Genomic DNA, 13,478 nt, shown 5'->3' on the forward strand with positions numbered 1-13,478 from the left:
ACGAGCGGCCCCAAACTCCTGGCCGCAGTTCGCTGCGTCAGGATCGGCGGGGCGCAAGTCCTTGCCCATGCGAAGCCCCAACTTCGCCTTGCGTCCCGCCGCAATTGGGCCGATGCCGACCGAAAGTTGCGCGGGATGCGGGCTGGTTGGTGTCGAAATTTCACCACGGGAGTCTTCAGTCAGACAGGGTGACAGCTGTCGCCGGACCCGACGCCGTTCGAGCGCAGCGACCGTGGTGCCCATGACGAAGTGCAGCACCATCCCGGTCAGGCGCAGCAGGCCCGGAGACACCGGAAACGTGTTGAAAGCTTTGTTTGTTGGCGTTTGTGGTGACGGCTACTGGTTGCACAGGGCGTGCGAACCGCCAATTATGTCGGTCTGCGATTTGGGGGCCGGGCATGAGTGTGGGCACACGCTACAGGGCATTCATCAGTTACAGCCATCGCGATCAGCAATTCGCCCGCTGGCTGCACCGACAGTTGGAAACCTATAATATTCCGTCGCGCCTGGTCGGTCGAGAAACGAAGCAAGGCACGGTTCCGCGGCGCCTGACCCCGATTTTCCGGGATCGCGAAGATCTGGCTGCGACCGGAGACCTGACGGCCTCGGTGCGGGATGCGCTTGCCAATTCCGATGCCCTGATTGTGGTCTGTTCACCCGATGCGGTTGTTTCGCGTTGGGTCAACGAGGAGATTCGCGCCTATCGACAGCTCAACCCGGGTGGTGTGGTGCTTGCGGCTGTTCTGGCCGGCAATCCCGACTCCGATCCGGAGGCGGAACCGGGCGAGACTTGCTTCCCGCCCGCCTTGTTGGAACCCGGTGTCGATGGTGCAACGGTGGCCGAACCGGTCGCGGCTGACATGCGTCGCAAGGCTGACGGACGTCGCATGGCCTTGCTCAAACTGGTCGCCGGACTGCTCGGAATCAGCCTCGATCAGCTGATCCAGCGGGATCTCCAGCGTCGCCATCGGCGTGTGACCGCCATCACAGGCGCGTCCTTGTTGCTTTCGGCTATCATGGCGACACTGACGCTGCTGGCCGCCTCGGCCCGGTCCGAGGCAATCCGGCGCAAGGCTGAGGCCGAGGACCTCATTGAGTTTATGCTGAATGATCTGCGAGACAATCTGGAACCGGTGGGTCGGCTCGACGCGCTGGACGCTGTCGGGGCGAAGGTGATCGAATATTATGATGGCCAGACCGATCGTGAAATGACCACAGACGAGCTTGGCCGCCGGGCGCGCGCATTCCATCTCCTTGGCGAGATCGACAGCGCCCAGGGTGATCTCGACAATGCCTATCAGCATTTCCGGATCGCCTATGAGTCGACCAGTCGCATCCTGGCGGTCGAACCGACCATGGCCGAGCGCATATATGAGCACGCCCAGAGTAGTTACTGGGTTGGCTATTTTGCTTGGCGCCGGGGTGATCTGGACATGGCCGAGCGCCGGTTTGTCGAATATCGCGACCTGGCCTATCGCCTTCTTGAGATCGATCCGGCCAATTCCGAATGGCAGGCTGAAGTCGCGTATGCGCATTCCAATATCGGTACGCTGCAGACGGCGCAGCGGAATTGGGATGGGGCGCTGGTCGCGGCCAGCGCTGCGCTCGAGCAATTTCGCATCATCGCCGACGGTCGGCCGGACAATGATCCCGCCTGGATGGAGGTCGCCGAAACGCTGGCCTGGGTCGCATCAATCTCGGAGATTACGGACGGGCGCGACGCGGCTATTGCCGTGATCGAAGAGCAATTGGCGCTGTATGACAGTGGTCGGGTTGATCCGACCGATGACTGGCGTGTTCGCCGGGCTGTCATTGCTGCAGAATATGCGTTGGCCCGCCTGCTGATCGCTCCGGGTTGGCGCACTCCTGAGGCCGATCTTGAACGGGCTCTCCAAATTCTTGAACCGGCCTCCTTCGAGGCGGCGGCGCTGATCGCCCATGAGCCGGACAATCTGGAATGGCGGCTGATCGGCGTGCGCGAACGTCTCTGGCAGGCCCAGGCCGAATTGTATAACGGCCGGATTGAAGCGGCGCGCAATGCCTATGTGGCAGCGACCGGCTTTATGGCGCATGAGGCCTGGGGCGCGGCAGAAGGCGCCCGTTTTGCCATCACGCGTCTGCATGCCAGCCTGATCGAAGCGCGCATATTTGCGGCTCGCGAGGATTATGTTGCGGCGCAGACCTCGGTGGAGCACATGTTGACCACGCTGGGTCAGGTCGATGACTGGTCCGGCGCGTTGGAGCGCGCACCCTACTATTATTCCGCTGGAGCCAACACGTTGGCAGATGTGCTTGATGCACAGGGGGAAAGCGTGGAAGCGCGACGTATCCGTGAAGACATTGTGCGCCGCCTCGATCCCATTCGTGACCGGATTCGGACCGATTCCGCTGCCGAGCTAGAATATGCTCGGGAATCGCTCGAAGGCGCGCTCACGAGCGCGCAGTAAACTCTGCCGACCCTGCAGGCGGGTCGGGATTCGCGAAATGCCAGAGGGGGACATCCAAATGGCTGTGATCGACAAGGACGCGTTCGACGGGTCCATCGTCCAGGAAGAATTGTTGGGCGCGTGTGGCCTGACACCTACGCAGACGCAGATCAGCCTGATCGCTCGGGCCAGCGACGGTTTCACCGTCATGAACGGTAGCGATGCCGGGCGGGAAATGTTTGACGATGCGGAGATCGCCCAGATCTTTGTGATCTTTGCGGAAACCGTGAATGACTTCGCCAATGCTGACAGCGCGACATTGCGCACGGCGGTGGCAGCGGCCCTGGCGGGCATGTGGACGCCTTGTTCTGCTACCAATCCATGCCCCTTTGACCAGAATGTGCATGGCAACACCCGGATCATCTTCAATGTCCATATTCCGGGTTGGGGGTTTGAAGAGGCGCGCATCAAGTTCAAGGGGATCGACCCCTCGGGACAGTTCTGTGGGCTGGACTGGCTGACCCTGAATGGTGAAAACTGCAAGCCCTACAGTTTCCAGATTCAGACCAAACCGGTTGAGGCGCCTGCCGACTATGAATACGCGCTCTTCATCACGGCGTCACAAGATGCCGGTGAGCAGAAAACACGGGTCATTATCGATCCGTCGATCCGCCTCACGCCGCCCTGATCGGTGGCTTAGTCCGCCGGGTGATGCCGTTAGCCCGGAGCGGGCGCGTGCGTGAGCGGATCATTGACCGTTTCAACCAGGGTGATCTCGCCCGGGCCTATGATCTTTGTCAGGACGGTCTTCGTGACCGTCCTGATGATTTTTGGCTCAAGCATCGCGCCGTGTTGTGTCTGATCCGCTCGGGGGCGCTCGAGCGAGCGTCCGCCGCCTATCATGAATACCGGCTCGCTGAAATTCGCCATGATGAGGACTGTCTCGCCGTCGGCGCACGTCTCCTCAAAGCGCTGGCACTCGAGTCGTCGGGTCAAGCTTTCGCCCGGTTCGCCCGTGAGAGTGCCCGCAATTACGCTGATGTGCACGCGCGGACCGGCGGCCACTACCCAGCGATCAACGCCGCCAGCATGTACATGCTGGCCGGAGATCCGGGGCCCGCTGAAATCTACGCCCGCAAGGTGCTCTACGGTAGTTTCGATACCGCCACGGCGTCCCGCGAACAGGCATATTATCGACAAGCATCGCAGGCCGAAGCCTATCTCCTTCTTGGCGACCTCCCGACCGCCCGTTCGACGCTTCGCGAGGCCTTCCGGTTGGACCCCGACAATCATCTGGCACATGCCACGACCTTGCGGCAGTTAAGGTTGCTGGTCGCCGTCCTGGGACTCGATTCAGATTGGCTTGCGCCGCTTGAGCCACCACGTCCGGCGCACTATGCAGGCCATATTTTCGGCTTGGGCGCGGGCGAGGGGCAACTGGACAAGGGCCAGGAAGGCCGGCTGCGTGATACGGTCGAGCTGATGTTGGCGCGCCATCATGTGGGGCCTGTCCACGGGGCGCTGGCTGCCGGCTCGGATATCGTTATCGCTGAAGCCGCCCTGGCGCGGGGTTGCGAGTTGAATGTGGTGCTGCCGGCCCCGGTTCCGGCGTTCTTGGACGCCTCGGTCCGGCCCTTCGGCGAGGCCTGGGTGCACCGCTTCGAGGCCTGTCTCGAACAGGCTGAAAAAGTGGTCGAACTGACGTCGGACCGCCGTATTGTTTCGGTTCAGACGCTGAACTTCGCCAGTCTTGTTGCCATGGGCATGGCGCGTATGCGAGCGAGTGTCCTCGCCACCGAACCCTTGCAGATACTGGTGTCTGAAGCGGATGATGCCGAAACCCCGGCGGGTTTTGGCACCTTGCATGACCGGGATGTCTGGAGCGTCTGCGGACTGGATCAGGTCCGTGTGCCCTATCCGGGCCAGCGATCATCGATCCGCACCAAGCCCGCTGCCGATGAAAATCCCGAGCCCGGTTTTCGCCCGGCCATGCGGGCCATGCTTTTTCTTGATGTGGCCGGCTCGACTTCGGTGCCCGATGATCGCGTGCCGCATTTCGTGCAGGCGGTGCTCAAACCCCTTGCTGCGTGCTGCGATGCGCTGGCGGACCCACCGGTCCATGCCGATAGCTGGGGGGATGGCATGTTCCTGGCCTTTGACCGGGTGGAAGACGCGGCGCGCGCAGCCGATACGCTGCGGCAGGCCTTTGCCGATATCGACATGGATGAACACGCCCTGCCGCCGTCGCTCGGCCTGCGGATCGCCGGTCATTTCGGCCCCGTGCATGAAGGCGAGGACCCGTTGCAAAAAAGGCCATCCCTGTTTGGCGGACAGGTTGCGGTCGCGGCGCGGATCGAGGCGGTCACGGTTCCCGGGTCCATTTTCGTCAGCGAAGCCTTCGCGGCGGCACTCGCCATGTCGTCCTATGCGTTCCGAAGTGAATATGTCGGCCAGATCCGGATTGATGCAGTGATGCCCGACCAGCGGCTCTACGCATTGCGGGCCTTGCCGGCGAATGCAGCCGCCAATCTGCGTCGCAGCCGGTCAGCTCGATCCACGCAACCGGTCTAGTTGGTCGGGGTCTACGAGTTCGATCCGGTCACGCAGTTTCTCAAGCAGGCCTTTTCGCTGCAGGTCATTGATGGTTCGCGAGGCAGTTTCGCGTGTGGAGTTCACACGCAAGGCCAGCTCCTTCATCGACGGAGCCGGTGCGATGACCCGGGCGCTGCCGTCGGATCCGACCGGTTTCGACATGCGCAGCAATTCGGCATAGATGCGGCCGGGCGCCGACAGGGCCGACAACTCGAACATGCGTTGGGTGGTGTGCTGGACCCGGCGCGCCAGAACGCGGGACAGGGCGAGGCCGATCTCGCCGTGACGACGTATCAGGCCGAAAAACGCCTCTCCGCTATAAATGGCCAGATCGCATTCGGTTTCCGCGATGATGCCGGAGATTCGCGGTTGCCCGGTCAGTGCGGCCAGCTCGCCAAACACAGCGCCGGCTTCGAAGGCATCGAGCCAGATTTCCTGCCCGTTTTCCGACAGCAACACGACCCGGGCGCGCCCGCCCAGCAACAGGAAGACCCGATCATCGGCTTCGTCCTGGGCAATAATGACAGTGCCTGCGGCCACACGGCTTCGTTCGGCCTGGCTCGCCATGCCAAGGCATGCCGCCTCCTCGCGGATATCGAGATCCGTCAGGGCAAGGTTCCAGGCCGTGTCGAGCTTCATGGGTCCTCTCGCGGGCCGACGCCGGGCGCGCGTCGCGATGCCCGACACCCGAAACTAGATATCTCACACGAAAATGCCAGCAAATTCGGTCGCTTGTCCTGCGCTCGCCCGGGATTGGAATCGCCATTTGCCGAAATGATGGCTAGCGTGGGTGAACACTGTTCTCTGGGAGGAGAAGATGCGGTTATTCTTGGGTGCCCTGACCGGGCTTGCGTTGATATTGGTGGGGTGTGGCGAGCGTCAGGCAGCGGTCGATGTGACCTCAGGCTCGGATGCGGCGGGTTTCCTGCCGGCATCGGACGCAACGGCACAGGCCAATGCCCGCCTTGCCCGAACCCTTGACGGTCTGCCCTCCGAGGATGAGGCACTGGCCAATCGCGGTTTTGTCGCCAGCGACGAGAATTTGACAATCACCGACCCGGATGGCGCGGTCATCTGGCGCCCCGCAGATTATGGGTTTCTCGCCCCGGAGCCGGCGGCCAGTGTCCATCCCGGCCTTTGGCGCCAGGCCCGACTGAACCAGATCCATGGATTGTTCGAGGTCGAGCCCGGCATCCATCAGGTGCGCGGATATGACCTCGCCAACATGTCGGTGATCACGGGTGAGACCGGCTGGATCATCATTGATCCGCTGACCTCGGTCGAGACGGCCCGGGCGGCGCTCGATCTGGTCAATCGGGAATTGGGCGACCGCCCGGTCAGCGCGGTCATTCTGACCCATTCCCATATCGATCATTTTGGCGGTATCGGCGCGGTCGCGGGGCCGGAGACGCCGATCATTGCCCCGGCCGGTTTCCTGGAGGCGGCGGTCAGCGAGAATGTCATGGCCGGGATCGTGATGGGGCGGCGGGCCGGCTACATGTATGGCACGCGCTTGCCGCGTACGCAGCGCGGTCATGTCGGATCGGGTCTGGGCAAGCATCCGGCACTGGGAACCCACACGATTGCGACGCCGACCCATGTGATTGATGAGACCGGCCAGACCTTGGAAATTGACGGTGTCCGGATGGAATTCCAGTATGCACCGGAGACCGAGGCGCCGGCCGAGCTGACGGTGTTTTTCCCTGACCTCCGGGCCTGGTGCGGCGCCGAACTGGTCTCGCGCACCCTGCACAATCTCTACACGCTTCGCGGGGCCGAGGTGCGCGATGCCCTGGCTTGGTCGGCCGCCATTGCTGAGGCGCTGGACCGGTTCGGGCCGCGGACATCGGTCATTTTCAACAGCCATCACTGGCCGGTCTGGGGCCAGTCCGAGAGCCGGGCGTTTCTGACCGCTCAGCGCGATGTCTATAAATACATCCATGACCAGACACTGCGACTGGCGGCGCAAGGGTTGGGTCCGGACGAGATCGCCGAGACCATCACCCTGCCCGAAAGCCTCGCCGGGGTGTTCGCGGTGCAGGGCTATTACGGCACGCTCAAGCACAATTCGCGGGCGGTCTATCAGCGCTATTTCGGTTGGTTTGATGGCGTGCCCGCACATCTTGACCCGATACCGCGCGTTGAAGCGGCGCAGCGTTATGTTGAGGCTCTGGGCGGCGTTGATGCTGTCGTGATGCAGGCCAGCCAGGCACTCGATGCCGGCGAGTATCGCTGGTCGGCGGAGCTGGCCCAGCATGCGGTTTTCGCGGCGCCGCGCGAGGATGCGGCGCGTGAGGTGCTGGCCCGGGCCTATGAGCAATTGGGCTATGCCGCCGAATCCGCGCCCTGGCGTGATTTTTATCTGACTGGAGCTTTTGAATTGCGTCACGGTGTCGAAGCGGTGGATGCGACGGCGGCGGGATCGGCCATCCTGCAATCCATCCCGCTGGACATGTTCTTTGCCGCCATGGCGACCCGGCTCGACGGCAACCGGGCGGCCCGGCGTGACCGGGTGTTCAACTTTGTCTTCGCCGATGTTGGCGAGACCCATGTCATCCGTCTGTCCAACGGCGTGATGCACCATCAACAGGCCGAAGCGGTTGCCGATGCCGATGCCAGTGTGACGCTGACACGAGCCTTCTGGCTGCGCCTGCTGCAGCAGGAGGCGGGGCTGATGGAGATGATCGGGTCGGACCAGTTTGCCATCACCGGTGACCGGTTGGCCCTGCTCGGATTTTTCGCCATGCTGGAACAGCCGCAACCGGATTTTGCCATCGTCACACCGTGAGCGGTGGACAGCAGGCTTTTCCCCGGACGGGAAAACCTGATTAAGTGGAAGTTCAATGATCCCGGGGGGTTCCATGTACCGCGCCATTCTCGCTGCCAGCCTTGCCTTTTTCACCGTCAGCGGAGGCGCGTTCGCGCAGTCGACACCGTTCGAGACACGATACGACCCGGCGATTCCCGATGCGCGGGCCGCTTTCGGCTATGAGTTCGGTGAAGAGATCACCCCGCCACAGGACGCGGTCGATTACCTCTATGCGCTCGAAGCCGCCGCGCCGGACCGGGTCGAGGTGGTGGAATATGCCCGCAGCTGGGAAGGCCGGCCGCTGGTCTATGCCGTCATCGCGGCCCCTGATGTCTTGGCGCGTGCCGACGAAATCCGGTCCGGTCTGGCCAGTCTGGCCGACCCGCGCGGACTGGACGCGGCCAGTCGGGACAGATTGATTGCGGATCTACCGGCGGTGGTCTGGCTGTCCTACGGCGTGCATGGCAATGAGATTTCGTCGACCGATGCCGGCCTTCGCACGGCTTATCACCTGGTGGCGGCGCAGGGTGATCCGATGGTCGAGAGTATTTTCGACAACACCATCGTGGTGATCGACCCGACCCAGAATCCGGATGGTCGCAACCGTTTCATCCAGTCCTTCCGCGCCGCGCGTGGTCTCGAATTCAGTGGTGACCGTTATACCGCCGAACATGACGAGCCGTGGCCGGGCGGGCGCTATAATCACTATCTTTTCGACCTCAATCGCGACTGGTTTGCCCGCACCCAGCCGGAGACCCGTGGCCGCACCGATGCGATTCTCGACTGGCGCCCCGTCGTGGTCGTCGATGCCCATGAGATGAGCGGCGACAGCACCTATTTCTTCGCGCCCTCCGCCGAGCCCTTCAACCCGGAGATCGTGCAGTCGCAGCGCGATGCGCAAGCGCTGATCGGGCGTAATCACGGGACGTGGTTCGACCGCTTGGGCTATGCCTTCTTCACCCGTGAAGTCTATGACGCCTTCTATCCCGGCTATGGCGACATGTGGCCGACCCTGCAGGGCGCGGTCGCCATGACCTATGAGCAGGCTTCGGCCCGTGGTCTGGCGTGGCGTCGCCGCGATGGCTCGATGCTGACCTATGCCGACGGCGTCAATCATCACTTCGTTGCCTCGCTCTCGACCGCCCAGGTGGTGGCCGAGAACCGCGAACGTTTCCTCACAGATTTCGTGGAATTCCGGGCCAGCGCCGCGGCGTCGGTCGATGACCCGCAGGCCATGGTCTTCTCGCTCAGCGGCAATCGCTGGGGCGCCGAGCGCATGGCCCGCAATCTTGCCGCCCAGGGCATTGAAGTCGGTCGTATCGCCGCCGGCACATCGGTCTGTGGCGCCCGTTTTGAGGATGGTGGTTTCCTGGTCCGTTTCGACCAGCCGGCCGGCCGGCTCGCCCGGACGCTGATGGAGCCAACCACTGATCTGCCCGCCGATTTCATGGCCGAGCAGGAACGTCGCCGTGCTGACGGTCTGGGGCATGAGCTTTACGACGTGACCGCATGGTCGCTGCCGTTGATGAACAATGTCGACGCCACGACCTGCCGCCGCACGCCGTCGATCGCCGCCGAGCCGGTCGAGCCGGAAATGCCGATCGAACGGGTCACCACCACCGACAGTGCCGAATGGGGTTATGTCATTCCGTGGAGCGATGCCGGTCAGGCCCGACTGGTCGCCGCCCTGGGGCAGGCCGGGATCGCCATGCGTACCTCCGGCCAACCCTTCCGCATCGGCGATCGGCGTTTCCCGAGCGGGTCCGTTGTGGTGCCGCGTTTTGGTGCGCCGGCTGATCTCGACGCGCTGGTCAACCGTCTGGCCGCCGAAAGCGGCGCCCGTTTCGAAGGCATGTCGTCGAGCTGGGTTGATGAAGGACCCAATCCGGGCAGTGACAATTTCCGCACGCTGCGGGCGCCGCGTGTCGCCATGCTGTGGGATGAGGGCACGGATCCGACCTCGGCGGGAGCGACCCGCTATGTGCTGGAACGGCGCTATAATATTCCGGTTTCGGTGATCCGCACCGGCACGGTCGGGCGCGCCCGGCTGAGCAATTATGATGTGCTCATCCTGCCCGAGCAGGGTTATGGTGGTCTGTCGGGCGCGTTGGGGAATTCCGGCGCATCGGCGATCCGTGACTTTGTCAGCGAGGGTGGTGTCGTCGTCGGTCTCGGCGATGCCACGCGTTGGCTGGCGTCGAGCGATGTCGGCCTGATCCCGGCGCAACGCGAGCGGGCCGCCGATACACCGCGCGACGGAGCGGCGGGAACCGGCCCGGTCGTCGACGGCACGGTCCTCGCCAATGAAGGCGAGCTGCGCGTGCTCGAAGCTGAAGCCGGTGCCTTGCCGGACTCGTCGCCGGGCGCCCTGGTGCAGGTTACGGCCAACCCCAATGCCTGGATGGCATCGGGATATGGCGGCGGCGCCGCGGCCCTGGTCACCGGTTCGGACATTTACGCCCCGGTCTCGCTGGACGATGCCACCACGGCGCTGCGCTTTGCGGCCCGCGACGAGCTGATCGCCGGCGGCTATCTGTGGGACGAATATGCCGACCAGCTGGCCCTGAAACCCTTCGTGCTGTCGACCAGCCATGGGTCCGGCCAGGTCGTCGCCATCACCCAGTCACCGACCACGCGGGCCTATCTCGAAGGGCTGGACCTGCTCTTGCTCAACGCGGTGTTGTTGGGGCCGGCGCATTCGCGGGCGCTGAGATAGGTCAGCCCCCGCCCTCGATCTCCTCGCGCAGGGCTTCCAGCTCCAGCCAGCGGTCTTCCTTGTCGGCGCGTTCCTGCAGGGCTTCGCCGAGGCGTTTTGAGACCTGGGCGAAGCGGGCGCTGTCGGCGAAGAGAGCCGGGTCGGCCATGTCCGCTTCGAGCTTGGCGATCTCTTCGCTCAGCTTGTCGATCTCGGCGGGCAGGAGTTTGAGGGCGTAGCGGTCCTTGTTGGCCATGCGGCGGCGTTCCGGCTTGGCCTCGGCAGCAGAGGCAGGCTTTGCAGCGCCCTTTGCAGACCCGGATTGTTTGCCACCGGTCTTGTCGAGGGCGCTCACACCGGCGCCGCGCTGGGCGACCATGTCGGAATAGCCGCCGGCATATTCCTGCCAGACGCCATCGCCTTCCGCGATGAAGACGGCGCTGCAGCAGCGGTCGAGGAAGTCGCGGTCGTGCGACACCAGGAAGACCGTGCCGGCATAGTCCGCAATCAGGCCCTGCAGGAGATCGAGCGTCTCCAGGTCGAGATCATTGGTCGGTTCGTCGAGCACCAGCAGGTTGGACGGCAGGGCCAGCGCCCGCGCCAGCATGATCCGCGCCCGTTCCCCGCCGGAGAGGACATGGACCGGCGTGTTGGCCTGTTCCGGCGGGAAGAGAAAATCCTTCATGTAGGCGACGACATGCTTGGTCTTGCCGCCGACCTCGACCTGATTGCCGCTGCCTTGGGTCAGGGCTTCCGACAGGGTCCAATCGTCCTTCAGGGCGACGCGTTTTTGGTCGAGTGAGGCAATCTCCAGCTTGGTGCCAAGGCGGACAGTGCCGGCATCCGGTTCCAGCTGACCGGTGAGAATGTTCAACAGCGTTGTCTTGCCGGCGCCATTGGGTCCCACGAGGCCGATGCGGGCATTGCGGGCGATCTTGGTCGAGAAGTCCTTGACGATGGCGCGTTCGCCATAGCTCAGCGAGACGGATTTGGCCTCGGCGACCAGCTTGCCGCTTTCGCCGGCCTCGGATGTCTCCAGCTTGACGGTGCCTTGTGGGCCGCGATGGTCGCGGCGTTGTTGTTTGAGGGCGTTGAGCTCGCCGAGGCGGCGGACATTGCGCTTCCGGCGGGCAGTCACGCCATAGCGCAGCCAGTCTTCCTCGCGAACGATCTTGCGGTCGAGCTTGTGCAACTCGTCCTGTTCCTGCTCCAGCACGGTGTCGCGCCAGCTCTCGAATTCGCCAAAGCCTCGGTCGAGCTGGCGGGTCTGGCCGCGATCGAGCCAGACGGTCTTGCGGGTCAGGTTTTCTAGGAAACGGCGGTCATGACTGATCAGGACAAGGGCCGAGCGACAGTGGCGTAGCTCCACTTCCAGCCATTCAATCGCCGGCAGGTCGAGATGGTTGGTCGGTTCGTCGAGCAGCAGGATGTCCGGGTCCGGTGCCAGGGCGCGGACCAGCGCGGCGCGGCGGGCCTCGCCGCCGGATACCTGTGCCGGCGTCTCGTCGCCGGTCAGGCCGAGGCGTTCCATCAGATAGTCGGCCCGATAGTCGGCATCGCCGGGCGCCAAGCCTGACATGACATAATCGCGGATCGTGGCGTGTGCGGACAGGTCTGGGTCCTGTTCGAGATAGCGCACGGTCGCGGACGGGTGGACGAAACGATCGCCCTCATCGGCTTCGACAAGTCCGGCGGCGACTTTCAGGAGGGTGGACTTGCCTGACCCGTTGCGGCCGACAAGGCAGAGGCGTTCGCCTTCCTCAACCTGCAGGTCGGCGCCGGCGAGCAGCGGTGTGACGCCGAAGGTCAGGTGGATATTCTGGAGGGTGAGAAGCGGTGGAGCCATGTGTCACCGCATACAAGTCCACGGCTTGCGGGTCACCCGTTTCCGGCAGGATTCCGGCTCGAAAACGGGAGGGGGGACAATCCGGGTCCAGCGTCCCCCTTTCGCCAATCCTGAACAAAGCCTCATTTGCGCCATAATGGGGCGCGGCCTAGGTTCTCGCCCAAAGGGACACAAGAGGGACGCCGGCGCGAGCGGGCGAGGGACAATCATGCTGACGATCAACAATCTCACCAAGACCTATGGCAATGGCGTACGCGCCATGGACGGGGTCACGCTGGACATTCCCAAGGGCATGTTCGGTCTGCTCGGCCCGAACGGTGCCGGCAAGTCGACACTGATGCGCACCCTGGCAACCCTGCAGGCGCCGGACAGCGGTACGGCGACCTTCGGTGAGATCGATATCGTCAAGGACCCTAAGGCACTACGCGCCACGCTGGGCTATCTGCCGCAGGACTTCGGCGTCTATCCGCGCATGTCGGCGCGGGCCATGCTTGACCATCTCGCCGTCCTCAAGGGACTGACCAACGCCAAGGAACGCAAACAGGTCGTCGAAGCCCTGCTGGAACAGACCAATCTCTCCCAACATGCCAAGAAATCCGTCGCCTCCTATTCCGGCGGCATGCGCCAGCGCTTCGGCATCGCCCAGGCGCTCTTGGGTGACCCGCAACTGATCATCGTCGACGAGCCGACCGCCGGCCTCGACCCGGAAGAGCGCAACCGCTTCCACAATCTCCTCTCGGAAATCGGCGAGAATGTCGTCGTCATCCTGTCGACCCATATCGTCGAGGACGTCGCCGATCTCTGCCCGAAAATGGCGATCATGAACCAGGGCAAGATTGTTGCGGCGGGCGTGCCGGCCGATCTGGTGAAGGCGCTCGACGGCAAGGTCTGGTCGAAGACGGCCGCCAAGTCCGATCTGGCCGAATTGCGCACCCGCCACAACGTCATCTCCGAACGCCTGACCATGGGGCAGGTGATGATCCGTGTCCTGGCCGACAGCCAGCCGGGTGATGATTTCGCGACGGCGACGCCGGATCTGGAAGATGTGTATTTCTCGACCATCCGCGGCGGCCAGTCCGCTGCGGCGGCCGCTTAAGTCTCAACCCAGCT

At 63.6% G+C, this 13,478-nt stretch carries 8 protein-coding genes; 6 read left to right on the forward strand and 2 right to left on the reverse strand.

Features of this window, described 5'->3' with window-relative positions; all coding sequences use genetic code 11:
• Positions 1-398 precede the first annotated feature (398 nt).
• From C7435_RS11700 to C7435_RS11710, 3 genes are read left to right on the forward strand one after another with little or no spacing between them, the layout of a single operon-like run.
• Positions 399-2,447: a toll/interleukin-1 receptor domain-containing protein gene (locus C7435_RS11700; protein WP_121211681.1), complete on the forward strand. Its 2,049-nt coding sequence runs from the start codon at positions 399-401 to the stop codon at positions 2,445-2,447.
• 58 nt (positions 2,448-2,505) lie between these two features.
• Positions 2,506-3,114: a hypothetical protein gene (locus C7435_RS11705; protein WP_075191356.1), complete on the forward strand. Its 609-nt coding sequence runs from the start codon at positions 2,506-2,508 to the stop codon at positions 3,112-3,114.
• Positions 3,115-3,161: 47 nt separating this feature from the next.
• Entirely contained in the window at positions 3,162-4,997 is a 1,836-nt protein-coding gene (locus C7435_RS11710; protein WP_170150452.1) for an adenylate/guanylate cyclase domain-containing protein, read from the forward strand.
• Here the strand turns inward: C7435_RS11710 and C7435_RS11715 are convergent.
• The gene (locus C7435_RS11715; RefSeq protein ID WP_075191354.1) at positions 4,971-5,657 is read right to left on the reverse strand and encodes a Crp/Fnr family transcriptional regulator; all 687 of its coding nucleotides are present in this window, start codon (positions 5,655-5,657) and stop codon (positions 4,971-4,973) included. The two genes, C7435_RS11710 and C7435_RS11715, sit on opposite strands and share 27 nt — an antisense overlap.
• A gap of 178 nt (positions 5,658-5,835) precedes the next feature.
• Here C7435_RS11715 and C7435_RS11720 point away from each other — a divergent pair, with 178 nt between their 5' ends.
• Positions 5,836-7,806 carry an alkyl/aryl-sulfatase gene (locus C7435_RS11720; protein ID WP_121211882.1) on the forward strand — a complete coding sequence of 657 codons (1,971 nt, stop codon included), beginning with the start codon at positions 5,836-5,838 and terminating at the stop codon, positions 7,804-7,806.
• Between the two features lie 73 nt (positions 7,807-7,879).
• A complete protein-coding gene (locus C7435_RS11725; RefSeq protein WP_121211684.1) occupies positions 7,880-10,543 on the forward strand; it encodes a M14 metallopeptidase family protein in 2,664 nt (887 codons plus the stop codon).
• Position 10,544: 1 nt separating this feature from the next.
• On the opposite strand, the gene C7435_RS11730 is transcribed toward C7435_RS11725, so the two are convergent.
• Positions 10,545-12,368, reverse strand: coding sequence for an ABC-F family ATP-binding cassette domain-containing protein (locus tag C7435_RS11730; protein ID WP_121211685.1), 1,824 nt, complete (start codon positions 12,366-12,368; stop codon positions 10,545-10,547).
• A 208-nt stretch (positions 12,369-12,576) separates the two neighbouring features.
• On the opposite strand from C7435_RS11730, the gene C7435_RS11735 reads away from it, so the two are divergent.
• On the forward strand, positions 12,577-13,464 hold the full coding sequence (locus tag C7435_RS11735) for an ABC transporter ATP-binding protein (protein ID WP_121211687.1): 888 nt from the start codon (positions 12,577-12,579) through the stop codon (positions 13,462-13,464).
• The last annotated feature ends 14 nt before the right edge of the window (positions 13,465-13,478 follow it).

Origin of the sequence: Maricaulis maris (assembly GCF_003634045.1) — a bacterium.
GTDB classification, from domain to species: Bacteria; Pseudomonadota; Alphaproteobacteria; order Caulobacterales; family Maricaulaceae; genus Maricaulis; species Maricaulis maris.

Bases quoted from the DNA above. Each gene is read 5' to 3' on its own strand.
- C7435_RS11700 (WP_121211681.1), top strand. From the start codon at position 399: ATGAGTGTGGGCACACGCTACAGGGCATTCATCAGTTACAGCCATCGC.
- C7435_RS11705 (WP_075191356.1), top strand. From the start codon at position 2,506: ATGGCTGTGATCGACAAGGACGCGTTCGACGGGTCCATCGTCCAGGAA.
- C7435_RS11715 (WP_075191354.1), bottom strand. From the start codon at position 5,657: ATGAAGCTCGACACGGCCTGGAACCTTGCCCTGACGGATCTCGATATC.
- C7435_RS11720 (WP_121211882.1), top strand. From the start codon at position 5,836: ATGCGGTTATTCTTGGGTGCCCTGACCGGGCTTGCGTTGATATTGGTG.
- C7435_RS11725 (WP_121211684.1), top strand. From the start codon at position 7,880: ATGTACCGCGCCATTCTCGCTGCCAGCCTTGCCTTTTTCACCGTCAGC.
- C7435_RS11730 (WP_121211685.1), bottom strand. From the start codon at position 12,368: ATGGCTCCACCGCTTCTCACCCTCCAGAATATCCACCTGACCTTCGGC.
- C7435_RS11735 (WP_121211687.1), top strand. From the start codon at position 12,577: ATGCTGACGATCAACAATCTCACCAAGACCTATGGCAATGGCGTACGC.